23 protein-coding genes are annotated in these 24,521 nt (G+C 69.6%); 5 read left to right on the top strand and 18 right to left on the bottom strand.

What is annotated here, in order from left to right; genetic code table 11:
* Window position 1: 1 nt before the first annotated feature.
* From OWM54_RS41650 to OWM54_RS41595, 12 genes are all read right to left on the bottom strand, one after another.
* A complete protein-coding gene (locus OWM54_RS41650) occupies window positions 2–532 on the bottom strand; it encodes a hypothetical protein (protein WP_267700911.1) in 531 nt (176 codons plus the stop codon).
* The gene (locus tag OWM54_RS41645; protein WP_223749019.1) at window positions 532–828 is read right to left on the bottom strand and encodes a PqqD family protein; all 297 of its coding nucleotides are present in this window, start codon (window positions 826–828) and stop codon (window positions 532–534) included. Before OWM54_RS41645 ends, OWM54_RS41650 begins: the two co-directional genes overlap by 1 nt.
* A complete protein-coding gene (locus tag OWM54_RS41640) occupies window positions 825–1,226 on the bottom strand; it encodes a S24 family peptidase (RefSeq protein WP_223783331.1) in 402 nt (133 codons plus the stop codon). The genes OWM54_RS41645 and OWM54_RS41640 overlap by 4 nt, the downstream gene beginning before the upstream one ends.
* A 139-nt stretch (window positions 1,227–1,365) precedes the next feature.
* Entirely contained in the window at window positions 1,366–2,637 is a 1,272-nt protein-coding gene (gene hisS, locus OWM54_RS41635) for a histidine--tRNA ligase (protein WP_267701220.1), read from the bottom strand.
* A 26-nt stretch (window positions 2,638–2,663) separates the two neighbouring features.
* A complete protein-coding gene (asd, locus tag OWM54_RS41630; protein WP_141330837.1) occupies window positions 2,664–3,506 on the bottom strand; it encodes an archaetidylserine decarboxylase in 843 nt (280 codons plus the stop codon).
* A gap of 13 nt (window positions 3,507–3,519) precedes the next feature.
* A complete protein-coding gene (locus tag OWM54_RS41625) occupies window positions 3,520–4,215 on the bottom strand; it encodes a hypothetical protein (protein ID WP_267700909.1) in 696 nt (231 codons plus the stop codon).
* A 77-nt stretch (window positions 4,216–4,292) separates the two neighbouring features.
* Window positions 4,293–5,024 (bottom strand): metallophosphoesterase family protein, encoded by a 732-nt coding sequence (locus OWM54_RS41620; protein ID WP_141330841.1) that lies wholly within the window; start codon window positions 5,022–5,024, stop codon window positions 4,293–4,295.
* A 29-nt stretch (window positions 5,025–5,053) separates the two neighbouring features.
* The gene (locus OWM54_RS41615; protein ID WP_223749022.1) at window positions 5,054–5,407 is read right to left on the bottom strand and encodes a TIGR02266 family protein; all 354 of its coding nucleotides are present in this window, start codon (window positions 5,405–5,407) and stop codon (window positions 5,054–5,056) included.
* 105 nt (window positions 5,408–5,512) lie between these two features.
* Window positions 5,513–6,439, bottom strand: coding sequence for a PfkB family carbohydrate kinase (locus tag OWM54_RS41610; RefSeq protein WP_223749023.1), 927 nt, complete (start codon window positions 6,437–6,439; stop codon window positions 5,513–5,515).
* A 111-nt stretch (window positions 6,440–6,550) separates the two neighbouring features.
* Window positions 6,551–8,080, bottom strand: a complete 1,530-nt coding sequence (locus OWM54_RS41605; RefSeq protein ID WP_046713871.1) for an MlaD family protein — start codon at window positions 8,078–8,080, stop codon at window positions 6,551–6,553.
* Between the two features lie 100 nt (window positions 8,081–8,180).
* Complete coding sequence (locus OWM54_RS41600) at window positions 8,181–8,972, bottom strand: ABC transporter ATP-binding protein (RefSeq protein ID WP_370640380.1); 792 nt, start codon at window positions 8,970–8,972, stop codon at window positions 8,181–8,183.
* On the bottom strand, window positions 8,972–9,787 hold the full coding sequence (locus OWM54_RS41595) for an MlaE family ABC transporter permease (protein WP_223749024.1): 816 nt from the start codon (window positions 9,785–9,787) through the stop codon (window positions 8,972–8,974). Before OWM54_RS41595 ends, OWM54_RS41600 begins: the two co-directional genes overlap by 1 nt.
* 175 nt (window positions 9,788–9,962) lie before the next feature.
* Here OWM54_RS41595 and OWM54_RS41590 point away from each other — a divergent pair, with 175 nt between their 5' ends.
* From OWM54_RS41590 to OWM54_RS41580, 3 genes are all read left to right on the top strand, one after another.
* Window positions 9,963–10,523: a hypothetical protein gene (locus tag OWM54_RS41590; protein WP_223749025.1), complete on the top strand. Its 561-nt coding sequence runs from the start codon at window positions 9,963–9,965 to the stop codon at window positions 10,521–10,523.
* A gap of 103 nt (window positions 10,524–10,626) precedes the next feature.
* The gene (locus OWM54_RS41585; RefSeq protein WP_267700908.1) at window positions 10,627–11,949 is read left to right on the top strand and encodes a hypothetical protein; all 1,323 of its coding nucleotides are present in this window, start codon (window positions 10,627–10,629) and stop codon (window positions 11,947–11,949) included.
* On the top strand, window positions 11,946–12,719 hold the full coding sequence (locus tag OWM54_RS41580; RefSeq protein ID WP_267700907.1) for a hypothetical protein: 774 nt from the start codon (window positions 11,946–11,948) through the stop codon (window positions 12,717–12,719). Before OWM54_RS41585 ends, OWM54_RS41580 begins: the two co-directional genes overlap by 4 nt.
* A gap of 139 nt (window positions 12,720–12,858) precedes the next feature.
* Here OWM54_RS41580 and OWM54_RS41575 read toward each other — a convergent pair whose 3' ends face one another.
* From OWM54_RS41575 to OWM54_RS41555, 5 genes are read right to left on the bottom strand one after another with little or no spacing between them, the layout of a single operon-like run.
* Entirely contained in the window at window positions 12,859–13,557 is a 699-nt protein-coding gene (locus OWM54_RS41575; RefSeq protein WP_223783335.1) for an RluA family pseudouridine synthase, read from the bottom strand.
* The gene (locus OWM54_RS41570) at window positions 13,554–15,005 is read right to left on the bottom strand and encodes a M16 family metallopeptidase (protein WP_267700906.1); all 1,452 of its coding nucleotides are present in this window, start codon (window positions 15,003–15,005) and stop codon (window positions 13,554–13,556) included. The genes OWM54_RS41575 and OWM54_RS41570 overlap by 4 nt, the downstream gene beginning before the upstream one ends.
* Window positions 15,006–15,031: 26 nt before the next feature.
* A complete protein-coding gene (locus tag OWM54_RS41565) occupies window positions 15,032–16,348 on the bottom strand; it encodes a M16 family metallopeptidase (protein WP_223749030.1) in 1,317 nt (438 codons plus the stop codon).
* Between the two features lie 26 nt (window positions 16,349–16,374).
* A complete protein-coding gene (locus OWM54_RS41560; RefSeq protein ID WP_223749031.1) occupies window positions 16,375–17,040 on the bottom strand; it encodes a response regulator in 666 nt (221 codons plus the stop codon).
* A gap of 8 nt (window positions 17,041–17,048) precedes the next feature.
* Window positions 17,049–19,118: a serine/threonine protein kinase gene (locus OWM54_RS41555; RefSeq protein ID WP_267700905.1), complete on the bottom strand. Its 2,070-nt coding sequence runs from the start codon at window positions 19,116–19,118 to the stop codon at window positions 17,049–17,051.
* A 383-nt stretch (window positions 19,119–19,501) separates the two neighbouring features.
* Here OWM54_RS41555 and OWM54_RS41550 point away from each other — a divergent pair, with 383 nt between their 5' ends.
* The gene (locus OWM54_RS41550) at window positions 19,502–21,211 is read left to right on the top strand and encodes an HAD-IG family 5'-nucleotidase (protein WP_223749033.1); all 1,710 of its coding nucleotides are present in this window, start codon (window positions 19,502–19,504) and stop codon (window positions 21,209–21,211) included.
* 3 nt (window positions 21,212–21,214) lie between these two features.
* On the opposite strand, the gene OWM54_RS41545 is transcribed toward OWM54_RS41550, so the two are convergent.
* Entirely contained in the window at window positions 21,215–22,003 is a 789-nt protein-coding gene (locus tag OWM54_RS41545) for a class I SAM-dependent methyltransferase (protein ID WP_223749034.1), read from the bottom strand.
* Between the two features lie 229 nt (window positions 22,004–22,232).
* Here OWM54_RS41545 and OWM54_RS41540 point away from each other — a divergent pair, with 229 nt between their 5' ends.
* Entirely contained in the window at window positions 22,233–24,461 is a 2,229-nt protein-coding gene (locus OWM54_RS41540) for a di-heme oxidoredictase family protein (RefSeq protein ID WP_267700904.1), read from the top strand.
* The last annotated feature ends 60 nt before the right edge of the window (window positions 24,462–24,521 follow it).

Raw genomic sequence — 24,521 nt, 5'->3', positions numbered from 1 at the left:
GTCACGGCTCCAGGGTGAAGGCGGCCGTGGTCAGCGGCGCCCCGTCGAAGAGGAAGCGCACCTGCCAGGTGCCGCTCATGGCGGAGGTGGCCACCGTCGTCCCGGCCACGGGCAGCGAGAAGCGCAAGGTCCGCGTCATGTCCGGCTTCGCCACCACCACGCTCGTCCGCCGCTCATACGGGTGGCCGGCGGGCGACACGAACTCCACCTCCACCGTGCCCTTGCCGCGCACGCCCGTGAGCGTCAGGTCCACGTCCACCTGGGACACGTCGGACAGGCCTCGCGAGCCGGATTCCACCACCTCGGCGTGCCCCGTCAGGGGCGCGGGCATCGGCTCGCCGACGACGGGAACCTCCGCCGCGGGAGGCCGGGCCGCCACGTCCTCCTCGCCCAACACGTCCGTCGGGGACACCGGCGGCACCTCCCGGGAAGGCGCGTCCGTCCACTCCGACACCTTGGGCGCCACGCCGCCCTCCGTACAGGCCGCCAGCAGCAGCGCCGCCGCCGAGAAGCCCGCAATGCGCGCTCGCATCACCGCACCTCCTGAAGCTCTTCGATGAGGCCCAAGCGGGCCAGTTCCGTCAGAAATCGCAACGTGTCCGCGAGCACCGCGCCCACGTCCATGGAGAACTCACGGGCCACCACCTCGGCCACCGAGCGCGCCGAGCGCGTCCCGTCGCTGAGCTCCCAGATTCGCACCGCCGTCGCGTTGAGGCCCCGCAGCGTGCGGCCCTCCGCGTCCAGCAGCAGGAAGTCCGCGCCGAAGCGCTGCCCCTCCGCTCCCGAGCGACGCCGGGGATGACTGTCCCCTCCGAAGTCGCCGCTCATGAGCGCCGCCCCAGCCACCGCGCCACCCGCCCGCGCACCAACGCGCGCAGCCGTCCCAGGCGCGACGGCCCACCATCCCACGCCGAGTCCAGCTCCACGCCCCTCCTGCGCACGCGCGCCACGCACCCGAGGATCCGCGACGCGGCGATGGGAGGGTCCTCTCCCGCCGCGTTGTCCCCGCGCAGCGACAACACGCCCTCGCGCACCGCGCACACCCGATGGAGCACCAGCGCATCGTCGAACCGCGCCAGCACGACCTCACCAGGGCGGGGCTCGCGAGACAGCGGCTCGACACCCGCCACGTCTCCATCCCGCAACGACGGCCACATGCTGTCTCCCCGAACGGGAATCCAGCGCAAGGCCTGGGACGGAGCGGAGCTGGGGGACTCACTCGACATTGACGGCGGAAGTCTACCGCACCGGCCAAGGTCACGCGACTGAGTCGCCCGGAGTTCTCCCTGAATTTCCCGGAGGTTACAGACCACCTCCGGGATTCGTGGAAATATCAGGGATTCAACACAATCCCTGACTGAGACATCAGGTCGCGTTGCCGCGCTGCGCAACCTCGGTCGCCGCCGAATGCCCACGCACCGCGGCGGCGAGGCCGCTCAGGCTCACGGGGATCAGCGAACCATCCGCCATCCGCTTGAGCTTCGCCTCTCCCGAGGTGCGCTCCTGCTCACCGAGCACCAGCGTGAAGCGGGCCCCGCTCTTGTCGGAGCGCTTCATCTGGCTCTTGAGGCTGCCACCCCGGGTGTCGAAGTCGACGCGCAGGCCCTCGCGCCGCAGCTTGCTGGCCAGGGTGAAGGCCGTGTCCTGCGAGCCCGGATCCGCCACCGCGATGAACAGGTCCGGCGACGCACCGAACTTCCGGGTGCCCTCTTTCAAGAGCAGCACCAGCCGGTCCAGACCACACGCGAAGCCCACGGCGGGCACGTCCGGCCCACCCAGGCTCTTCACCAGCTTGTCGTAGCGACCACCGCCGCCCACCGTGCTCGCGGTGCCGAGCGCCGGGTGCGAGGCGATGAACTCGAAGACGGTGCGCGTGTAGTAGTCCAGGCCGCGCACCATGCGCGGGTTGACGACGTACTTGATGTCCAGCGCCGTCAGCTTGCGCTGCACGTCGTCGAAGTGCGCCTTGCACGGCTCGCACAGGAACTCGAGCACGTTGGGCCCCTTGCCGGCGACCTCCTGGCACTTGGGGTTCTTGCAGTCGAGCACGCGCAGCGGGTTCGTCTCCATGCGGCGGTGACAGTCGCCGCACAGCTCGTCGATGTGCGCCTTGAGGTACTCCACCAGCTTCGCGTGGTACGCGGGCCGACAGGCCTCGTCGCCGAGCGAGTTGAGGTTGAGCGCGATGTCCTGGAGCCCCAGCGCCTGGAGGAACTGGGCCACCATGTCCATCACCTCGACGTCCTGGGCAGGCTCCTTCGAGCCGTAGGCCTCCGCGCCGACTTGATAGAACTGCCGGTAGCGGCCCGTCTTCATCCGCTCGTACCGGAACATCGGCCCCGTGTAGAACCAGCGCGTCAGCGGCTCCTGGTTCAGGATGGAGTGCTCGATGTAGGCGCGCGCCGCGGGCGCCGTGCCCTCGGGACGCAAGGACAGGCTGCGGCCACCCTTGTCGTCGAAGGTGTACATCTCCTTGCCGACGATGTCCGTCTCCTCGCCCACGCTGCGCACGAAGAGCGCGGTGTCCTCCACCATGGGCGTGCGGATCTCCCCGTAGCCGAAGCGCCCGAACAGCTCCCGGGCCAGCCCCTCCACGTGCTGCCAGATTTCAATCTCCCCTGGCAGGAGATCATTCATGCCCTTGACGGCGGCGAGCGTCTGGCTCACGGCACCACTCCGATGCGCTGCCCCAGCCGCAGCACCGCGTCCTCCTGCAGCACCGGGTCCCACTTCACGCGGCCCGGCTCGAACAGCAGGATGACGGTGGAGCCCATCTCGAAGCGGCCCAGCTCGCCGCCCTTCTCCACCTTGTAGCCCTCTTGATACCGGTGCACCTTGCCCGGCTGGCCCGTGTGCGTGGTGACGTCGTCGTACGCCGCCTTGATGCGCGACACGCAGGTGGCGCCCACCTTCACCACGGCGCACTTGCCCGCGGCCGTCTCCAGGTACGTCACCAGCCGCTCGTTGACGCAGAACAGGGACTGCTTGTTGAGCACCGACGCCGGGTTCACCGGCCAGAACTCACCGGGGATGTACGCGTAGCCGGTGATGGTGCCCGCCAGCGGCGAGTGGATGCGGTGATAGTCCCTGGGCGACAGGTAGATGGTCGTCCAGGCGCCACCGTGAAACGGCTTCGCCGCCTCGGCGTCCCCCAACAGCTCGTCCACCGTGTACTCGATGCCCTTGGCCTGCAGGCACCGCCCCAGGTCGGAGTAGCCCACCTGCGACACACGCCCGTCCACCGGCGACACCACGGACTTCGCGTCCGCGTCGATGGGACGCAGGCCCGTCTTCAGGCCGCGCGTGAAGAACTGGGCGAACGTCGGGTAGTGCTCGATGGGGTGCTCGGCCTCCGCCATGTCCACGTTGTAGGAGCGGGCGAACGCGCGCATGGCCGCCTGGTGCACGGGCGCGGGCAGCGGGGCTCGAGTGGCCATGCCCACCACCGTCGACAGGGCCGACTTGGGCAACAGGCGCATCAACTTCATGAAGGTCTGGTCGTTCATGGGGCGTCTTTGATTAACGGCCGGCGTCCGTCGCCGCGGGGGGCGTCGTCCCAGCATCCAGCGTCCGCGTCACCGTCGTCACGGAGCTCTTGGGCAACAACATCAGGACCCGGCCTTGTTCGGTCAGCAGCACCGTGCCCACGTGGCCCGGGTACTCCAGGCGGCAGGCCGTGCTGTCGGTCATCTCCCACGCGTCCCGGATGCCCCGCCCCTCCACGTCGATGGGCGTGCCGCGCTTGAAGCAGCCGCGGAAGCCGGCCACCAGCTCGCTCGCCGGAGAACCGACCTGGGGACCGTTGATGGGGCCCGCGTCCGGAGGCCCCGCGTCCACGGGCTCGGCGCGAGGAGGAGGCGGCGGGGGCGCGAGCGTGGTGGAGGGCGCGCCGGGCGGAATCTCGCGGGCGCTGGCCACGGCCTTCTGGCGCGCGGCGAGCTCCGACTGCATGCGCGTGCGCTCGCGCTGGATGCGCTGGAGCAGCTCCTGCGCGGAAGGGGCATCCAGGCTGTCCTGCGGCACCCGCTGGAGCTGCGCCTCGATGGGGCCCATCTTCGGGTCCAGGTAGGCCTCATCCAGCTTCTGCGCGTACAGCTCGCGGAACTGGCGCGTGGCCTGCTGGTACTCCGGCGACGACGGTTGCGGCTCGCGGCGGCAGGCCGACAGCAGCAGCAACAGGGAGGACAGCAGGGCCGCGAAGGGCCGGAGGGACACTCGGAGGACCTGGGGGCGCACGGACCCGGTTTATTTCATGTCCCCCGGCCCGTGCACAGTTTTCCGAAGGCGGCGCGTCAAACCCCGAGGAACAGTCGCTTGCCGAAGTTGAGCGCCAGGTCCGCGTCGAAGATCTTCTGCGCGGCCGTCTCGATGTCGTACTCCACCCGCAGGTACTCCACCGTGCGAGCGTCCGTGTCGCAGATGACGAAGCAGGCCCGGTTGTCGTAGTCGCGCGGCTGGCCCACGCTGCCCACGGAGATGATGTACTTGTAGCCCCGGCGGATGCCGAACTTCTGGGCCACCACGTCGTTCACCTCGCCATTGCCGATGGCGAACGCGCGGCACAGGTGGCTGTGCCCGATGAACGTCACCTCGGGCAGCTCCTCCACGTACGGCGTCAGCTCCCGCGCCTGCTCGAGCGCGAAGATGTACTCGTACGCCTTCGGGTCGATGGGCGAGCCGTGGCAGAAGCCCACCTCGCCGATGCGGTACGTGTACGGCAGGCTGCGCAGCCACGCCATGTTCTCGTCCGTGAGGACGTTGGCGGACCAGTCCAGCGCGTGCCGGGCGGCGTCGTAGTAGTACGAGTAGTCCATCCGCCCCGCCACCGCGGCGTCGTGGTTGCCCAAGAGCGTCACCTCCGCCACCGAGCGCACCAGCTCACAGCAGGGATTCGGCGACGCGCCGTACCCGACGATGTCACCCAGGGAGACGATGCGGTCCACCTTCTGCTGCTCGCAGACCCGCAGCACCTCGGTGAGCGCCTCGATGTTGGAGTGGATGTCGGAGATGACGGCGATGCGCATGGATGCCTCGGCTGGTGGGAGCCCGGCGCTCAGCCGGCCCAGACCGCCTTCACGGGGTTCTTCTGCTGCTGGGAGATAATCCGCCGGAGCCGCCCCAGGGTTTCCGCGTCCAGCGACTCGAACCGCAGCCCCATCCCCGGCGGATAGGCCCGGTCCTCCTCCTCCCGCAGCCATACCACCGTGGCCGCGGTCTGCACCTCGGGATCATCCCCCGGGGTCAGCCGGAGCACCGCCTTCGCCCCTCGCTTCAGCGGCGTGCTCGTCCGCAGGAACAGGCCGCCCTCGCTCAGGTTGGTGATGCGCGCGTACAGGGTGACATTGTCGGTCTCGCACCAACAGCGAAGCAAGGTCGGCACCCGCGCGGACTTTCGGTTATCGCTCAACCCTCTTCCTTCCCCGAGCACCCAAAAGGAGGAAAGCCTAGGGACGGCCTGAATCCACCGTCAAGTTCATGGGTGGGGCCGGACCCCACCCTGCCCGCCCGGCACTCAGCGCTCCAGCGGCCCCAGGTCCTCGAAGTGGGTCAGCTTCTTGAATTCCGCGAAGCGGGCGTGGATCTCCGGACGCGTCACCTCGCGCAGGCGCTCCAGGCTGAACTTCTCCACGGTGAAGGAGGCCATGACGCTGCCCATGACCATGGCGCGGCGCAGGACGGCCGAGTCCACCCCGGACGCCGCGGTGGCCACGGTGCCCATGAAGCCACCCGCGAAGGTGTCTCCGGCGCCCGTGGGGTCGAAGACCTCGGCCAGGGGGAAGGCCGGGCAGGCGAAGATGTGGTCCTTCTCGAAGAGGAGCGCGCCGTACTCACCGCGCTTGACCACCACGCGCTGGGGCCCCATGCCGAGGATGGCGCGGGCGGCCTTCACCACGTTGTGCTCGCCGGCCAGCTGCCGCGCCTCCGCGTCGTTCACGAAGAGCAGGTTGACCCGCTGGAGCGTCTTGAGCAGCGCGTCGCGGCTGCCCTGGATCCAGAAGTTCATCGTGTCCGCGGCCACCAGCTTGGGGTTGCGGACCTGGTCCACCACGCGCGCCTGGAGCTCCGGGTGGATGTTGCCCAGGAAGACGTAGGGCGTGTCGCGGTAGGACGCGGGCAGGTCCGGCGAGAACGCCTGGAAGACGTTGAGCTGGGTGTCGAGCGTCTTCGCCTCGTTCAGCTCGTAGCCGTAGCGGCCCTTCCAGCGGAACGTGCGGCCGGACTCGCGGGTGAGACCCTCCAGGTCGATGCCCCGGCCCTTCAGGAAGCTGACATGGGCCTCGGGGAAGTCCTCCCCCACCACGGCGACGACGCGCACGGGGGAGAAGAACGACGCCGACGTGGAGAAGAACGTGGCGGACCCGCCGAGGACGTCCTCCTTCTGTCCGAAGGGGGTTTCCACCGAGTCCAATGCGACGGAGCCGACGACGAGCAGGGACATGCGAGCTTCCTGGAAATGGCCGAGAAAGCACGGCTTCCTACCAGGACCCCGTGCCCGTGCCGGGTACGCGGTTTCACGGCCGGCGTCAAGCTCGCCGCGCTCCGGCGACGCTCAGGGCGAGGGGATGCCGGTGGCCGTGATGATGGCCTTGAGGTCGTCGTCGGTGAAGAACAGGCCGCCGCCCACGAAGAAGTCGCGGCCGGCGATGAGCCGCTGGGTGACGACGTCGCGCTGCTGCGCGTTGAGCATGTCGTCCATGCCCGCGACGACGAACAGGTGGTCGAAGGCCTGGGCCCGCAGCGTGGCGCGCAGCCGGGGGTAGCGCAGCTCGTCCGCCGCGAAGTTGAACGCGTCCATCTTCAGGGTCAGCGCGTCGTCGAACAGGTGCAGGTCCGCGCCCACGCCGCCGGTGGACTCGATGAGGCCCACGCGCAGGGTGGTGAAGTACCAGCGCTTGGCGAACTGCGCGCTGATCTTCAGGCTCTCCTTGGTCACCTTCTGCGTCTGGATGACCGGATCGCCTTCCGACGGCGGGTTGGTCTGCACCACCTGGGTGGTGACGGTGCCGCGCGGGTCGTCGACGATCTCCAGCAGGTAGTACTTGTCCGGCCGGGGGATGAGACGCAGCGACAGCATGTTCTTCGAGCGGCCCTGCGCGGCCAGGTAGGTGCTCTGGATGCCCACCTCCGTCTGGAGCTCCGTGAGGCGGGAGACCAGGCTGGACACGTCGCGCACCGTCTCGCGCACCTCGCGGCCCACGCTCTCGTCGGTGAGCAGCATGCCGGCCGTGCTCTCGCCGTCCTTCACCTTGCGGGTGATCTCCTCCAGGTTGCCCAGGGAGTTGTCCAGCTTGGTGAGCGTCTGCTTGAGGCTGGCGACGCTCTCCTTGAAGTCCCCTTCCCCGCTGCCGACGATGTTCTTGACGCTGGCGAGCACCTCGCGCACGTCGCGGGTGATGAACTCGATGTTGTCGACGATGCGGCCCACGTCGGCCTGGTTGCTCTGCGTAATCGTCCGCACGTCGGACGACACGCCCTCGAAGTTGGCCAGGATGACGTCCAGGCGGTCCGCGTTGCGGCGCACGGTGGCGTCCACCGAGTCCGACAGCCGCACCAGGTTCTCGACGATGCGCTGGAGCGAGCCCGCCCCGCGCTCGCCGCCGAGCACCTCTCGCAGCGCGCCCGTCACCTGCTGGATGTCGGAGGTGATCTGCGACAGCGACTCGAAGATGGCCTCCATGCCCTGGCTGTCGATGACGCGGCGGATCTGCCCGTTGGTCTCCAGCTTGGGGGCGTTCTCCGTGCCCGGGTTCAGGTCCAGCAGGTAGTCGCCCAGGAGCGACTCCGAGCGCTTGGTGAGGACCGCGTCCTCGCGCAGGTCCACGTCGTTGCGGATCTTCAGGAACACCCGCGCCCGCGTGCCCTCCAGGACGATGTCGTCGATCTCTCCCACCCGGATGCCTGCGATCTGCACCCGCCCGCGCACCGCCAGGCCGGAGGCATCCCGGAAGTAGGCCCAGACACGCGTGGAGTCACTGTCGCTCAGGCCGCCCTCGCGCGCGAACAGCACGAAGCCGACGAAAAAGGCCCCCGCGGCGATGACCAGCAGGCCAACACGGAAAGGCGTAACGAGCTTCTTCACCTGATGTGACTCCGAGGGCTACCGGCCGGGCGCGACTCTAACGTTTTGCATCCGGAGTGCCACATTTTCCTGAAACCGGACCCGGCGGGCGCAGACCCTGTCAATTCTTCCCGAACCACGTCTCCAGGAACACCTTCACCGCGGGGTGCTGGGACATGCGCAGCTGCTCCGGGGTGCCGTTCTCCACGATGACGCCCTTGGACAGGAAGGCGATCTGGTCCGCCACGTTGAAGGCCGAGGAGATGTCGTGACTGATGACCACGCTGGTGACCCCCAGCCCCTTTTGAGCCGCGAGGATCATCTCGTCCACGGAGTCCGTGGTGATGGGGTCCAGGCCGGTGGTCGGCTCGTCATAGAGGACGATCTTCGGGTCCAGCACCACCGCCCGCGCCAGGCCCACGCGCTTGCGCATGCCGCCCGACAGGTCCGAGGGGAACTTCGACTCCACCTCCCGCTTCAGGTCCATCAGGTCCAGCTTGGCGCGGACCTTGGCGTACAGCTCGTCCTCCGACAGCTTCGTGTGCTCGCGCAGCGGGAAGGCCACGTTCTCGAACACCGTCATCGAGTCGAACAGGGCCGCGGCCTGGAACACCATGCCGAACTTGTTGCGCACCCGCTGCAGGTCCTCGACGCCCATGGGGACGATGTCCTCCCCATCGATGTTGACCTGGCCGCTGTCCGGGCGGAGCAGGCCGATCATGTGCTTCATCAGCACCGTCTTCCCGGAGCCGGAGCCCCCGAGGATGACGCACGTGCTGCCCTGGGGCACGGAGAGGTTGATGCCGGTGAGCACCTTGTTCTCACCGAACGTCTTCTGCAGGTCCACGATTTGAATCATCGGCTTCGTGGACGCGCCGGCTTCGGGACGCGGAGGAGGACCGGAGGCAGCCATCAGTGCATCACGATGCCCACGAGGAAATCGAGGATGAAGATGGACAGCGCGCTGGCCACCATCGCCTCCGTCGTCGCCTGACCGACGCCCTTGGCGCCGCCCGAGGCGTTGAAGCCCTTGTAGCAGCAGATGAGCGCCACGGAGAGGCCGAAGACCGCGCCCTTGATGACGCCCTCGTAGACGTCCGCCGGCTCCAGCCACGCCTGGGTGCGCGTGAGGAACGTGCCCGGGGAGATGCCCAGCCCGCCCACCGCGACGAAGTAGGCGCCGGACATGCCCGTGGTGTTGAACAACATGGTCAACATGGGGACCATGAACAGGCCCGCCAGCACCCGGGGGACCAGCAGGTACTGCACCGGGTTGACGGCCATGGTCTCCAGGGCGTCCACCTGCTCGGTGACGCGCATGGTGCCCAGCTCCGTGCACATGGCGGAGCCCGCCCGCATGGTGACCATCAGCGCGGAGAACACCGCCGCCAGCTCCCGCGTCAGCGTCAGCGCCACCGTGGGGCCCACCAGGCTCTCCGCGTCGAACATGCGGAAGGCCTCGGAGGTCTGCAGGGCGAACACCATGCCCGTGAAGAGGCCGGTCAGCCCGACGATGAAGATGGAGCCCACCCCCACGAAGTCCAGCTGGGCGAACAGGTTGTGGAGCCGGTAGGGAGGTCGGACGCTCCACCGGGCCACGTCGAAGGCCAGCGTCACCACGCCACCAATGGAGCTGACGACGTCGATGAGGCCCTTGCCGAAGCTGCTCACCGTCTGGGTGAGCATCCCGGGCTCGCGAGCCGGCTTGCTGGGGGTCTGCGTGGTCATGCGTTCAGGCGCCTACTCTTACGTGGTGCGAAGGGGGGCACAAGCGAAGTGTTCCCGTGCGAGCGGACGACGAAGGGACTACCTCACTTCGAAGCGTTGCGTTTATGTTCCGCGCCCCTTTCCTTCATGCCCGGCTCCCCGTCACAGGCGCGCCGGGTCGAGAACTCAGACGAACATGGCAACTCAAAAGGTCGGCGGCGAGGTGGACGCGTACTGTACCCGCTGCAAGCTCACCCTCGCGCACACCATCCTGGCGATGGTGGGGACGAAGATTGCTCGGGTGCGCTGCAACACGTGCAACGGGGACCACGCCTACCGCGGGGCTCCTGGCACCACGGACCGCCCCACCTCCACCAGCAGCAGCACCCCGCGCGCGAGCCGGGCGTCGTCCAGCGGCACCACCAAGGCGGAGAAGATCATCATCTCCTTCGAGGAGCAGCTGGCGGGCAAGGACGTGGCCAACGCGCCCCGCTACAGCCCGAAGGACACCTACGCGGTGGATCAGGTCCTCCAGCACCCGACGTTCGGCGTGGGCTTCGTGACGGCCGTGCGGGGCGACAAGTTCGACATCACCTTCCGCACCGACACCAAGACGCTGGTGCACGGTCGGGGCGGCGCTCCCACCGAGAAGCCCGCCTTCAGCCCGCCCGTCCGGCAGGCCACCGGCCCCGCGGACAAGCCGCAGGCCGCCGCGCTGGACACCCCCGCCGAGGACGCCCCCGTCAGCGAGGGTTGACCGGAAAGAGCCTGGAGGGCGAAGTTCGGCGGAATCGCTCGTGCGCACCCGCTTACCGCCCTTCCTGGCTTTTCTAGTCTTCGCCGTGGCCGCGTCGTCGGCCATGGCGGTCCCGGTTTCGGGAGGGCCCGGGTTGGAGGTGCTCGCCTCCCCCACCCGGGTCGTCCTCGGGAGGGACAAGACGGTGTCCCTCCAGGTCCGCGTGCCTCCGGAGACGGGGGCGCTGCGGGTGGCCGCCTCCTCCGGACACTTCGCCGAGGAGCGCCTGGCGCACGGCGCGGTGCGGACCTTCCAGTGGACGCCGCCGCCCGTCCGGCATCCGCTGGTGGCGGTGTTCCTGTTCTGGGTGGAGGCCGCCGACGGCCCGCCCGAGGTCACCGTGCTGCGGCTCGCCCTGCTGGGGCAGACGACGCTCGACGTGGCGACCTCGCCAGGGGCCTCCGTCACGGTGCTCGTGGGTGAGACGCACTTCGGCCCGGTCCAGGCGGATGGGAAGGGCAAGGCACGTGTCCCTCTCGAGGTGCCTCCGGGGGTCGCTTCGGCGCGGGTGCTCGCCACGCGCGGGGAGCTGCGCACGGATGCCTCCGCGCCGTTGGATGTCCCGAGGGTGAGTCCCCATGTCGCGGCCCTCACGCCCGCACCGCTGCCTGCCCGGGGCGGGTGGTTGCTCGTGGCGGGCGAGGGGCCGCTGGATGTGGCGCGGTTGAAATTGCACGTCGATGGGGGACGGGCCGAGCCCATCGAGGTCGGTGACATCGCCCGCTTCCGGGTGACGCCGGAGGAGGACGCGGCCTCGGTGACGGCCGTCGTCCAGGCCGACGGCGCTGGAGACGACGTGCGCGCGCACGCGGAGGTCTTCCGGGTCGTCGTCGTGACGAAGCCTCCCGCGGCCAAACCGCCCCCTGCCCTCGTGGGCGATGCACCGTGGCGCCCGGCGGTCCAGGTGCTCGCGGGGGGCGTGTTCGCGCGGGGCGACAACTCGGGTCCCTTCGGTGCGCTGGGGGTGGCGTTCACCACGCCCTGGTGGGAGCGACGATTGGCGGGGGAGCTGGAGGTGGGCGTGCGGGCCGCGTCCTTCCGGGGAACGGTGGGCGCGCTCGGCGCGGTGCGCTCGCAGGTGTTCGCGGTGCCGGTGCTCGTGTCGGCGCGCGTCGAGTTGTTGCGCGGCGCGGCGCTGTCCCTGTACGGCCGAGCAGGAGGAGGAGTGGCGCCTTTCCGTCACCGACTCCAGACCGACTTCCCGGCGGAGGTGAAAGAGAGCAAGCTTTCCGGCATGGGGTTGCTGGCCATCCAGGGCGCGTACCGATTCGGGCGCTGGAGCGCGTTGGGAGAGCTGCGCGGTGCGTGGGCTCCGGCGAGCACGCCGTGGTTGGACGCCCAGCTCGGCGGTGTTTCGGTGCTGCTGGGGATGAGGTTCGAGCCATGACCCGCGCGCTCGTGCTCCTGGCGATGGTGGTGTTGTCCGCCTGTGGCTCGAGCACATCGCTCCCCGCGCCACGCATCGTCTCCGTCAGGCCCGCCTCGGACACCGTCGGACGCACCGACCCCATCCTCCTGGAGCTCGATGCGGCGTTCCCCGTCCGCCTGGACTACGCCGAGGGAGAGGCGCAGCTCCAAGGCCGCACGCGGGTGTGGATCGGAGATCAGGAGGCCAGGGTGATCGCGCTGAACGCGCAGAGCCTCTTCGCGGTGGACCTCCCCGCGAACCTCGGCGCCGCGGCCTATGACGTGCGCGTGGCGCTGGACGATGGGCGTGAGACCACGAGCCCCCAGGGATTCACGCTCTGGAATCAGGACGCGGGAACGCCGGACGCGGGGCCCGATGGCATCCCCGACGGAGGCGTCTACGTCGCGGATGGAGGCCCAGAGCCCGACGCGGGGCAGGATCCGACCCGACCGATGGGCGAGGGAGACATCACCGGCTACGCGTTCGAGCCCATCTCGGACCAGGACATCGGCCAGCCCTTCACCATCACGGTCCGCGCCGTGGGCCCGCGCGCCGCGGACTTCACGGACAAGGTCGACCTGTCCATCAGCAAGAACAACGGCAACGTGAGCCCCACCTCACTGGACAAGTTCGTCGGGGGCATCTGCGTGCAGAACATCGCCATCGACGCGCAGGGCGCCAACGTGGTGCTGACCGTGACGGACCGCTTCGGCGTGCAGGCGTCGTCCAACGCCTTCAAGGTGAAGTAGCCCGTTCGGCTCGACAGGGCGCGGGCCGAAGCAGCATGCGTGCGCCATGTCGCCAGCAGCGGCGCAGGCACCTCACACGGCTTCACCGGCGCAGGCGCGCGCATCCTCCGGCAGTGACGCCCACCTCGGCGCCACCCGCTCAACCCAGCGTGCGCCGGAGCAGGTCACGCGCGCGCACCATGTCCTCCGGCAGCGGCGCATCCACCCCGCGAGCCTCCACGCCTGGCAGCGCGGGCCACTCGACCCGCGCGGCATGCAGGGGCGTGCGCTCGAGGACCACGCCGTCGCCCTGCCCTCCCAGGTCCTTCTCCGTCAACGCCGTGTCGCGGCCGTACTGGTGGTCCATCAGCAGCGGATGTCCCAGCGACAGCAGGTGCACGCGAATCTGGTGCGTGCGGCCCGTGAGCGGCTCGGCCTCCACGAGCGTGGCCTTGTCGAAGCTCTCCACCGGACGCACCCGCGTGCGTGACGGCTTCGCCTCCGCCTCGCCCGGCCTCGCCACCCGCATGCGGCCCTTTCGCGCGGCGATGAGCGGCACATCGACGAGCGACGGCGCGTCGATGCGGCCCTCCACCAGCGCGAGGTAGCGCTTGCGCACCTTGCCGGACTCGAACGCGATGGACAGCGCGCGGTGCACGGCCGCGTCGAGCGCGAACACGAGCGCCCCCGACGTGTCCCGATCCAGCCGGTGCACCACGAAGATCTTCCGCCCGCGCTGCGACTCCAAGGCATCGCGCAGCGAGGGCCCGCCGTCCCGCCCGGGGATGACGGGCACCCCGGGCGGCTTGTCCACCACCAGCACCCCTCCCCCTTCGAAGAGGATGCGAGGCTCGGTCACTCGTACTCCGACGCCGGCACGACGGTGATGGGCCCCAGGCCCTTCAGCTGCTTCTTCACCGCGGCCGCGTTGCCCAGCACGACAATCGTGGGCGGCTCCGCGAAGCAGTACTTCTTCGCCACCGCCGCCACCTGCCGGGGCGTCACCGCCTTGAGCCTGTCGCGGAAGCGCAACACCCAGTCATCCCCCAACCCGTTCAACCGGATGTCGGAGATGGCGCTCGCGATGGACTCGTTCGTCTCCGTGCGCAGCGGATACAGCCCGCCCATGTACGCCTGCGCGTCGCGCAGCTCGGTCGGCTTGAGACCGGAGTCGCGCACCTTGGCGATCTCCCCGAGCGACACGTCGATGATCTCCCGCGTCGACTCCGTCTTCGTGAAGGTGGACAGCGCGAAGATGCCGGCCGCGTGCATCGCGTCGAACCAGCAGCCGATGCCATACGTGAGGCCCCGGTTGACGCGGACCTCGTTCATCAGGCGCGACGTGAAGCCGCCGCCCAGCGCGGTGTTCATCACCGCCGCCGGGAAGTAGTCCTCGTGCCCCGTGCGATAGCCCGGGCCGCCCATGCGCACCTGCGACTGCGTCTGGTCCGGCTTGTCCACCACGATGACCCGCCCCGCCTTGGCCACCTTCTCCAGCGGAGGAATGACGGGCGCCTTGTCCGGCCCGCCCGTCCAACCGGCGAAGGCCTCCTCGGCCGCCGCGGCCACCCGGCCCGGGTCCACCGAGCCGACCACGACCAACATGGCGACCTTGGGCCCCAGCCGCTCCTGGTGGAAGCGCACCACGTCGTCCCGGGTGAAGGTGCTCACCGTCTTCACCGAGCCGCTCACGTTGTGCCCGTAGGGGTGCTTGCCCCAGAGCGCACGCACCAGGGCGCGGTCGGCGATGACGGACGGCTCGTCCAAATCATTCGCGAACTGGGCCAGCGCGCGCTCGCGCGCATCGGCGACCTCGGACTCCGGGAACGTGGGCTCCATCACCAGCTGGCCCATGACGCCCAGCATCTGCGCGAAGTGCTCGGCCGGGGTGGTGATGGCGACGGACAGCGTGTCCTCGCCCACGCCCACGCCCAGGCTGGCGCCGACGAACTCCACGGCCTCGTCGATGGCCTGCGCGTTCAGCCTCCGCGTGCCCCGGCGCAGCAACTGGCCCGCGAAGTCCGCGATGCCGTGCTTGCCCTCGGGGTCCGTGGAGCTGCCGGCGCGAATCACCAGCCGCATGGACACCAGCGGCAGCGGTCCACGCTCCGCGGCGATGACCTTCAGGCCGCTGGACGTGGTGCTCTCGTGCAGCGTGGGGAACACCAGCTCCCGGCTCGTCGTGGCGACGGCGGACGCGGTCTTCCGGGAGGAGGACTTCTTCTTCGCTGCCCGTGCCGGGGCCTTCTTCACGGCGCGGCGGGGGGCGGCGGACTTCTTCGAGGTTCGGCTCTTGCGAGAGGCCATGGAGTCTTTCTGGAGTCGGTCCGGGCTCACGCCTCGGAGGGCGCGGGCAGCAGCGTCACGACGGAGCGGCGCTCGGGGATGAGGTACTTCCTGACAGCGGCCTGCACCTGCTCGCGGGTGATGGACGCGTAGGCGGACGGCAGCGTGAGCACATGGCGCCAGTCACCCAGCAGCGCCTCGTAGTTGCCCATGGCGTGGGCGCGGCCGTTGTTCGTGCCCAGCTCGCGCAGGTGGTCCGAGCGCAGGTTGTTGAGGGCCTTCTGCAGCTCGCGCTCGGTGATTCCGTCGCGCGCCAGCTTCTCCAGCTCCGCGTACAGCGCGGCCTCCGCCTTCTGCGGATCGGAGTCCGGCATCAGCTCCAGGAAGAAGAGGATGGTGCCCGGGTCGATGCGCCAGGACCAGTCCAGGCCCACGCCCACCACCACCTTCTGCTCGTACAGCAGCGAGCGCGTCAGCCGGCTCCCCTCGCCCTTGGTGAGCACGTACTGCGCCACGTCCAGCGCCAGCGTGTCCTCGTCCCGGGCCGGGGGGCCCTTGTAGCCGATGACGACGGCGGGCGACTGCGCGGGGTGGCGCACCGTGGAGCGGCGCTCGCCGCGCTGCTCGGGCTCCGCGTTGATGACGGGCTGGGGCGCGGGGCCGCGAGGGATGTCGCCGTAGTAGCGGCGCACCAGCGCCAGCGTCTTCTTCGGGTCGATGTCCCCGGCGATGTAGAGGATGGCGTTGTTGGGCGCGTAGTAGGTGCGGAAGTAGTTCTGGCAGTCCTCGCGAGTGATCGCCTCGATGTCCGCCATCCAGCCGATGACGGGCCAGCGGTACGCGTGGGCCTTGTAGACGAGCGAGCCGAGCTCCTCGTCCATCATCCCGCCGATGTCGTTGTCCATGCGGACGCGGCGCTCCTCCTTCACCACCTCGCGCTCGCTGGTGAGCATCTCCTGGGAGATGCGCAGGGAGCGCATCCGGTCCGACTCCAGGTCCAGCACCGTCTCCAGCGCGTCCGACGAGAAGTCGTCGTAGTAGACCGTCATGTCGTGGGACGTGTACGCGTTGGAGCTGCCGCCGTTGGACTCGAGCGTCTTGTCGAACATCTTGGGGCCGTACTTCTTGGCCCCGTTGAACATCATGTGCTCGAACAGGTGGCTGATGCCGGTGATGCCGGGGCGCTCGTTGCGGCTGCCCACGTTGAAGAAGGTGTAGAGGCTGACGACGGGGGCCAGGTGGTTGGCCAGCAGGCGCACCTGGAGGCCATTGGGCAGCGTGGCCTCATGCACGTCGAACAGCGACTGGAGGGAGGGGTCCGCGGCGCGGGCGGGAGCCGACGTCTTCGAGGGGGCCTTGCGCATAGACCCCCACCGTATACAGGGCGCGGCTACAGGTCCACGACCCCTTCACGCAGGGCCATCACCACCGCCTCCACGTGGGAGTTGACCCCCATCTTCCGGTAGATATGAGACAGGTGCGTGCGCACCGTGCGCCGCTCCAGCGTCATCACCTGCCCCACCTCCGCGTTGGACAGGCCCTTGGCCACGTAGCGCAGCACCTCGAACTCGGTGGGCGTCAGCTTCCAGGGGTTGTCCGCCTTCTTCTCCGGCGTGGCGGGCTTGCCCTGGATGGACTGGAAGTAGTTCCAGAAGCGCCGGGCGATGATGGGCTCCAGCACGGTGCCGCCGCCCATGACCTCGTGGATGCCGGAGCGGATCTTCTCCGGGCCCACCCGCTTGACCAGGTAGCCGGACGCGCCCGCCTGGATGGCCTCGTAGACCTTCTGCTCGTCGTCGAAGGACGTGAGGATGAGGATCTCCACCTCGGGCGCCTGACGCTTCACCTTCTGCGTCACCTGGATGCCGTTGATGCCCGGCAGCTCCAGGTCCAACAGGACCAGCTGTGGCCGGACGCGGACGATGTCCTCGACGGCGGCCTCCCCTTCCTGGCTGCTGCCCACCACCTCCAGCTCGTCGAAGGTGCTCAGCACCTTGAGCAGGTTCTTGAGCAGCTGCGGCTGGTCCTCGACGACGAAGATGCGGGTGCGGTCCATGGAGTCAGTCACCGTCGGGGAGCGGGGCGGAAGTCGACCACGATCGAGGAGGTCAACTTCCCTCGTCGGATCTGAACGGACAGGGGCATGCGCTCGCCGGTGGCGCGCGCGACCAACTCCAGCTCGTGCGCGCCGACGCGCATGGGATAGCGCTTGAGGGGCGTGGTCCTGCTGATGAGCTTTCCGTCCAGATACACCTTGGCGGGCTCGTTGGTCGTGAGCGTCAGGTAGCCGCGCTGCGAGGCCGGAATCGCCTTCGCGGGGACGACCTCCTCCTCGGGCTCCTCCGCGCGCGGCTCCGGCTCCCGCTCCACCACCGCGGCCTTCGGCGCAGGCGCGGGCCGGGGGATGGGGATGGCGGGCGACGGGCCCGTGCCGAGGGGCTCGACCTCCTCCTCGGCGGGCGCCTCGGAATCACCCAGCCGCCACGCGGCGACCAGGAACGTCGCGAACCCCACCAGTGCCAGCACGCCGGCGATGGCGAGCCAGCGGCCCCGACGCGCCTCCGTCGCGAGGATGAGCCGCGCGCGGGTGCTCGGGCGGGCGGGCGCCGCGGAGCTCACGGGGATGTCCTGGGAGGTCGACGCCGGCACCGCCATGTCGGCGCGATGGCCCGGGCGAACCACCGCGGGCATGGGGTCCGGCAGCGTCTGCGGGCCCTTCTCCACGGGCGGCGGCGGACGCTTCGCACGGGCCGCGGCGCGACGGCCGGCGACGGAGAACTCCTCGTCATCATCCGACAGCGGAGACGGCGCGGAGAAGTCCTCCACCACGCGCATGCGAGCGTTGCGCGCCGGCGGACGCGCACCGGGGGCCGCCATTCCCGTCCCCTGCTGTCCCTGCTGACGCCGCGGCTTGGGCGGCGCGGCGCCCGGAGGCGCATCCCAGTCCTGCTCGACCGCCGCCGTGTGCGTCCCCTCCGTCCAGTCCTCTCCGTGAGCGGGGGCCTGGGGCGCGGGGGCGTCCTTCACGCGGGTCTGCGTGGAGGCGATGTCCTGCTCGTACTCCTCGGGCCGGTACTCGTCGAAGCCGGGGACGGACTCCTGGGTCTCCGCGCCGGCCTCCGCCTCCGTGAGCGCCCGACTGTAGGGAGCGCGCTGGACGATGGAGGCCTCGGGCTCCTCGGCGCCCAGGTCGTCCATCTCCGCGCCGGAGATGGGCTCCAGTTGGAACGGCTCCTTGAACGGCGGGGCCGTGCTGGCGACGCTGACCTCGTTGGGGAACAGCTCGTTGACGAAGCGGCGCACGTCCTCGATGCCCGGCATGCCGCCGCTGGCCGAGAGGAAGTTGCGGAGCGCGTTGGAGAACTCGCCGCACGAGCGGAAGCGCCGCCCGGCGTTGGGCTCCAGCGCGCGCAGGATGAGCGGATCCAACCGGCTGTTGATGCGCCGGTCCAACCGGCTGGGCGGCGGCAGCGACTCGCTGCGCCGCGTGGAGACGCCGCCGCTGCCCGGCACCACCGGCTCGCGCTGGGTGAGCAGCTCGTAGGCGATGGCGCCCAGCGAATACACGTCCGCCACCTCGGTGGCGGCCTCCCCTCGCGTCACCTCGGGCGCGCGGTAGGTGCCTCGACCGCGGCCCGCGAAGGACTTGCGCAGTTGGGGCACCGCGAGCAGCGCGCGCATGGCGCCGAAGTCACAGACGGCGGGCGTGCCGTTGCGCCCCAGCACCACGTTGCCGGGCGTGAGCGCGCCGTGGACGACGCCCGCCTCGTGCGCCTTCTGCACCGCGTCCAGGAGCTGGATGACGATGTAGAGCGCCACCGTGTACGGGAGGACGACCTCCTTGGTGTGCAGCCGCTGGAGCGCGGTGCCCAGGAGGTAGCCGTCCATGTCCTCGCGCACCACGGCGAGCCGCTGGCGCACGACGCCCATGTCCACCACGTGGAGGATGCCCGGGTGGCGCACGGGCTGGAGCAGGCGCGTCGTCTCCGCCAGGTCCAGCGCGTAGGCGGGGTCCGACGTCTTGGGGTGGAAGAGCTTGACCACCACTTCGCCCGAGGGAGCCTGGACGGCCTCGTAGAGCTCCGCGAGCTCTCCGGACTCGATGCGTCCCGTCAGACGGTAGGTGGCGCTCATCGCTTCTTTCGTGCCGGGCGGCGCCGACTCACGGCGGAAAAGACGAAGCCACACCAGACGCACGACTCGCCGCGTCGGCCCGGGGGCAGCTCCAGGGTACAACCCGGACAGCGGGGACGCGCGCGCCGGGACGCGGGCGCCGAGGGCTCGGTCGCACGCCGGGGCGACGCACGGGGCGCGGGCGGGGCGGACGCGGCGCGCAGGCGGGCCTCCAGCCGACGCACCCGGTCCTCGAGCGCGGCGACCCGGTGGGCCAGGCGCGCATGGAGGTCCTCGGGCGCTTTCGAGGGCTGACGTCGGGCGGGCGAACGCATCGCGGTCCGTCAGCGTGCCATGGCCCAGCGGTGCCCTCAAGGACCGAGCCGTGGGCCCGTACGCGTGTTATGTGTCGACGTCCCGTGGCTCCAACCCTGTCACCCTTCCGTCCGATCCCAGGCGGGCCCTCGCCGGACCCGCTTCACGGGAGCTTTCGTTCTCCACTCAACCGCGCGCGCGCCGAGGCCGCCGAGCGCCATGCCCAGCAGCTGCTCGAAGATGAGACGCTGACGCGGCTGCTCACCACCCGGCGCGAGCCGAGGGACTCGGTTCCGAGGGCGCGGGAGGTGTTCGTCAACCGCAACCTGCGCATGTCCGGCGTCGAGCTGATCGGCTTCGACATGGACTACACGCTGGCCATCTACCACATGCGCCGGCTCGAGCAGTTGTCGTTCGACATGACGCTCGCCAAGCTCATCTGCGAGTACCACTACCCCGCCGTCGTGGGGCACCTGCTCTACGACCATCACTTCGTGATGCGTGGGCTGGCGGTGGACCGGGTGAACGGCAACATCCTGAAGATGGACCGCTTCGGCCACGTGGGCCGCGCGTACCACGGGCTGCGGCCGCTCAAGTCGGAGGTCTCGCGGGAGCTGTACCGCAACAAGCGCGTGCGGCTGCGCAACCCGCAGTTCGCGTGGAACGACACGCTCTTCGCGCTGCCGGAGACGTGCCTGTTCGCAGGCATCATCGAGCTGCTGGAGTCGCTGGGCCAGAAGGTGGACTACGGCAAGCTCTACGACGACATCCGCGAGGCCATCGACGCGGTGCACCGGGACAACTCGCTCAAGCGCGAGGTGCGCAAGGACCTGGGGCGCTACGTGTTCCTGGACCCGGAGCTGGGGCCCGCGTTGCACAAGCTGCGCTCGGGTGGGAAGCGGCTGTTCCTGCTGACGAACTCCGCGTGGGACTACACGGACGCGCTGATGAAGTACCTGCTGGACGGACAGCTGCCGGAGTACCCGAGCTGGCGCAACTACTTCGACGTGGTGGTGACGGCGGCGGGCAAGCCGGGCTTCTTCACCGACGGCCGTCCGTTCCTCGAGCTGGATCCGTCCACCGAAGAGGGGCGCGTCATCGGCGAGGCCACGACCTTGGACCGCGGCAAGGTGTACTCGGGCGGCAACCTGGCGCGCTTCGAGGAGCTGACCGGTTACCGTGGGGAGAACATCCTCTACGTGGGCGACCACATCTACGGCGACATCCTCAAGTCGAAGAAGTCGTCGCTGTGGCGCACGTGCATGATCGTCCAGGAGATCGAGGACGAGATCACGTACACGGCCACGCGCCAGGAGGAGATCGGCACGCTCACGCAGATGGAGATCCTCCGCGAGCGCCTGGACGACGAGGTCAACCACCACAAGACGCTCTTGAACCTGCTGGAGCGTCGGTTGGACCGCGAGCCGCTGACGCCGGAGGAGCGCGAGGCGACGGAGGAGCAGCGCCGTCAGCTCAAGTCGGAGCTGGACAAGATGCGCCGCGCGCTGAAGGAGGCGACGGACATCGCGGACACGCTGGAGGAGGACGTCGAGGAGGGCTTCAACCCGTACTGGGGCCTGCTGTTCAAGGAGGGCAACGAGAACAGCCGCTTCGGCTACCAGGTGGAGCAGTACGCGTGTCTGTACACCAGCCGCGTGTCGAACTTCCTGCACCACTCGCCCATGCAGTACTACCGCTCGCCCAGGGACCAGATGCCCCACGAGCAGGCCGGAGCGCTCTCCGCGCGCCTGTCGCCCATGGGCGGCGAAGGACCTCCGAAGGGCGCGGGGAAGGACTGACGCTCACGGTGCCTGGGGCAGCGCGGCCACCCTGCCCCAGGTGACGTCCGAGAAGCGCGAGGTCGGCTCCGGAGCAATCCCCAGCTTGCGCAGGTCATCCGAGTAGCGCGCGCCCTTCACCACCACCCAGCGGCGCGCCACGCGTCGGGCCTCCTGCAGCGCCTCCGCCGTCAGCGGCGCGTGCTCCGCGAAGAGCCGCAGCACCTCGAACGCGGCCTGCGCCTTCTTCGGCTTGCCGAACATCGGGTCGAAGAACACCACGTCGAACGACGCGGAAGCCAACCCCTTCAGATACGCGTGCGCGTCCGCGTGGTGCACCTCGATGGCGCACGAGTCCGGCCCGAGCTCGAAGTGCCGCAGGCCCTCCGACGCCACCGCGCACAACGGGAGGCTCTTCTCCACGCCCACCACGCGCCCGGCGGGCCCCACCGCCAGCGAGGCCACCAGCGCGTCCTGCGCCAGGCCCAGCGTGCAGTCCAGCACTGCGTCTCCGGCGCGCAGCTCCGCCACCCGGACGAAGGTGTCCGGCTCCCCCGCCGCCAGCCGCAGCCGCCTCAAGTGCGCCATGCCCGCATGGAACCCGAAGGAACCGCCTGGCGCCCACAGCGTCACGCCGTCATCCCCCACCACCAGCAGGGCCTCGGCCTTGATGCCCAGCCACGGGGCGATGCCCTCCTTCGGCTTGCGCGACATCCACGGCAGCCCCCAACGCGCGGCCACCGCCCGGGCCTCCTCTCGCTGGGCCTCGTCCGCCTTGCTGCTCGTCGTCACCGCCAAGGGCACCGGTTGCATGAACGCCGCGCATCCTGCCCCAGGCCCACCTCAACGCAACGCATCAGGACGCAAGTCCGTCCTCTCACGAATGTCGGGATTTAGACCCTAGTAGCTAAAATTTCCGAACATCATAGGAATTCTTGTCTGCCCGGCCTAAACCTCTACTTCCTTCGGATGGTGGAGAAAGCCGAGGCCACCATGCGGAGGTTCCCCCTGGAGAACGCGCATGCGTAACAGAGCAACAGGAATGGCCGTGGCATTGCTGTTGGCGGGCCTCGCGGCGAGCACCGCGAGCGCCGCCACCTATGGCGCTCAGCCGTCTGGCTCGTCCGCCATCTTCTTCATCGACACCACGTCGTGGGCCGACATCCACTACAAGGTGAACAACGGTGGGCAGCTCAACATCCGGATGGCCGTGACGAACGGCCGCAACCAGTACACGGTGAGCGGGCTGAACACCGGCGACGTCGTCGACTATTCGTTCACGTACTGGGACGTGGCGTGCAACTGCGCCTACGACACCGCCTGGGCGCGCTACACGCACTCTGGCACGCAGACGCCGGACGCGGGCTCCGGGACACCGGACGCGGGCCCCGGGCCTCAAGACGCCGGCCCTGCCCCCGACGTGGGCAACATCGTGCCGCTCTTCAACAGCGGCACCGCGCAGGAGCCCGCCACCACGCAGAACACGACGTCCGCGCTCATCACCCGCGTGGGAGATCGCGTCCGTGACAGGCACGCGCGCGAGTCCCAGTACCAGGCGTACGACCACTACCTGGCGCGCTACTTCGAGAACCGCACCTTCTGGCTCGAGATCATCGACGAGGTGGCCAAGGGCGGCAGTCAGATCAAGGTGAACCTGCACACCGTCTACCCCCACGACGGCACCAACTTCCGCGCCTTCTTCCGCGGCCTCAACACCGTGGCGGAGTACTTCCACAACGGCACCTTCGAGCGGGTGAACGACTACCTCTACACCGCCAGCGTCAACTTCAACGCCAAGGAGGGCCGCGCCATCCGCGTGGGCGACCGGATGGAGATCGAAGCCGGCGTCTTCCTTCGACAACCGGTGGAAGGCCGCTTCAACTACTACGGCCGCGCCCTGCTCTATATCGTCGGCACCGCCGGCATCGTCCCCTTCGAGGGCCAGGGCGCCATCCTGGACTCGTTCCCCCTGCCGGAGACGGCCTGGCTCGGCGGCCGCACCACGCTGAACTACCCGTACTCCAACGAGCCGCGAAACCGGTTCCTCCAGATGGCGCTGAACATCGCGCCGGTGAACGCGCAGCCCTTCGTCGAGGGCCGGCGCCTGCACCACACCGACTTCAGCGACGGCAGCCACTCGGAGCCGGGCAACCCGCTCTTCACCGCGCACGCGAACAAGCTCGGGCCGAACTACATCTCCCGCTCCTGCATCGCGTGCCACACCCAGAACGGCCGGGGCCTGCCGCCCGCGGTCAACACCACGCTGGGCAACTACGTGGTGAAGGTGGGACGCGTCAGCGGCACCACGGTGACGGCGGACCCGTTCATCGGCTTCCGCCTCCAGCCGCGCAGCACCAGCGGCACGCCCGAGGCGGACGTGCGCATCGCCAGCTGGACGACGAGCACCGGCACCTTCGCGGACGGCACGCCGTACGAGCTGCGCAAGCCCAACTACAGCTTCCTCAACGTCATCCCGACGAACCACTCGGCCCGCATCACCCCGCAGCTGGTGGGCCTGGGCCTGCTGGAGGCCATCCCGGAGACGTCCGTGGCCGCGCTCGCGGACCCGAACGACAGCAACGGCGATGGCATCTCCGGCCGAATGCAGGCCGTCGTCGACCCGGAGACGGGCCAGACGCGGCTGGGGCGCTTCGGCTGGAAGGCGGGCATCGCGCGGCTCAAGCACCAGGTGGCCGAGGCCCTCAATCGGGACATCGGCGTCACCAGCGCCGTGTTCCCCTCCCTGGACTGCGGCTCCTCGCAGCAGGGGTGCTCGGGCACAAGCCAGGAGCTGAACGCCACGGACCTGGACAAGATGGTCCGCTACGTGGCGCTGCTCGGCGTGCCCGCGCGGCGCGACCTGCGCGACACCCAGGCCCAGCGCGGTGAGACGCTCTTCCAGAACGCCGGCTGCGCGAAGTGCCACGCGACCAGCTTCACCACCAGCGCCTTCCACCCGAACGCGGAGCTGCGCGGCCAGACGATCCGTCCGTACACGGACCTGCTCCTGCACGACATGGGCGCGGGGCTCGCGGACAACCTGCCCGAGGGCATCGCCAGCGGCGCCGAGTGGCGCACGCCTCCGCTCTGGGGCATCGGCCTCACGGCGGGCGTCAGCGGCGGCGAGGCGTACCTGCACGACGGCCGCGCCCGCTCGCTCACCGAGGCCATCCTCTGGCACGGCGGTGAGGGTCAGGCCGCTCGCAACGCGTTCGCCGGCATGAGCGCCGCGGACCGCGCCGCGCTGCTGCGCTTCCTCCAGACGCTGTAACCGAAGCCTCATCCCGGGCTCGGGGAGTCCGCCACACGCGGGCTCCCCGGGCTCGGAGGA

This window comes from Myxococcus sp. MISCRS1 (genome assembly GCF_026626605.1).
GTDB classification, from domain to species: domain Bacteria; phylum Myxococcota; class Myxococcia; order Myxococcales; family Myxococcaceae; genus Myxococcus; species Myxococcus fulvus.
Note: the sequence above shows the minus strand (reverse complement) of the source record. Positions and strands in the feature narration are given on the sequence as shown.

Excerpts from the sequence above, each read along its gene's own strand:
- OWM54_RS41585 (WP_267700908.1), top strand. The coding sequence starts at position 10,627 with ATGGCGGTCCCGGTTTCGGGAGGGCCCGGGTTGGAGGTGCTCGCCTCC.
- OWM54_RS41650 (WP_267700911.1), bottom strand. The coding sequence starts at position 532 with ATGCGAGCGCGCATTGCGGGCTTCTCGGCGGCGGCGCTGCTGCTGGCG.
- OWM54_RS41555 (WP_267700905.1), bottom strand. The coding sequence starts at position 19,118 with ATGAGCGCCACCTACCGTCTGACGGGACGCATCGAGTCCGGAGAGCTC.
- OWM54_RS41560 (WP_223749031.1), bottom strand. The coding sequence starts at position 17,040 with ATGGACCGCACCCGCATCTTCGTCGTCGAGGACCAGCCGCAGCTGCTC.
- hisS (WP_267701220.1), bottom strand. The coding sequence starts at position 2,637 with ATGAATGATCTCCTGCCAGGGGAGATTGAAATCTGGCAGCACGTGGAG.
- OWM54_RS41545 (WP_223749034.1), bottom strand. The coding sequence starts at position 22,003 with ATGCAACCGGTGCCCTTGGCGGTGACGACGAGCAGCAAGGCGGACGAG.
- OWM54_RS41640 (WP_223783331.1), bottom strand. The coding sequence starts at position 1,226 with ATGTCGAGTGAGTCCCCCAGCTCCGCTCCGTCCCAGGCCTTGCGCTGG.
- OWM54_RS41595 (WP_223749024.1), bottom strand. The coding sequence starts at position 9,787 with ATGACCACGCAGACCCCCAGCAAGCCGGCTCGCGAGCCCGGGATGCTC.
- OWM54_RS41570 (WP_267700906.1), bottom strand. The coding sequence starts at position 15,005 with ATGGCCTCTCGCAAGAGCCGAACCTCGAAGAAGTCCGCCGCCCCCCGC.
- OWM54_RS41550 (WP_223749033.1), top strand. The coding sequence starts at position 19,502 with ATGTGTCGACGTCCCGTGGCTCCAACCCTGTCACCCTTCCGTCCGATC.
- OWM54_RS41590 (WP_223749025.1), top strand. The coding sequence starts at position 9,963 with ATGGCAACTCAAAAGGTCGGCGGCGAGGTGGACGCGTACTGTACCCGC.
- OWM54_RS41620 (WP_141330841.1), bottom strand. The coding sequence starts at position 5,024 with ATGCGCATCGCCGTCATCTCCGACATCCACTCCAACATCGAGGCGCTC.
- OWM54_RS41565 (WP_223749030.1), bottom strand. The coding sequence starts at position 16,348 with ATGCGCAAGGCCCCCTCGAAGACGTCGGCTCCCGCCCGCGCCGCGGAC.
- asd (WP_141330837.1), bottom strand. The coding sequence starts at position 3,506 with ATGAACGACCAGACCTTCATGAAGTTGATGCGCCTGTTGCCCAAGTCG.
- OWM54_RS41610 (WP_223749023.1), bottom strand. The coding sequence starts at position 6,439 with ATGTCCCTGCTCGTCGTCGGCTCCGTCGCATTGGACTCGGTGGAAACC.
- OWM54_RS41540 (WP_267700904.1), top strand. The coding sequence starts at position 22,233 with ATGGCCGTGGCATTGCTGTTGGCGGGCCTCGCGGCGAGCACCGCGAGC.
- OWM54_RS41580 (WP_267700907.1), top strand. The coding sequence starts at position 11,946 with ATGACCCGCGCGCTCGTGCTCCTGGCGATGGTGGTGTTGTCCGCCTGT.
- OWM54_RS41645 (WP_223749019.1), bottom strand. The coding sequence starts at position 828 with ATGAGCGGCGACTTCGGAGGGGACAGTCATCCCCGGCGTCGCTCGGGA.
- OWM54_RS41600 (WP_370640380.1), bottom strand. The coding sequence starts at position 8,972 with ATGGCTGCCTCCGGTCCTCCTCCGCGTCCCGAAGCCGGCGCGTCCACG.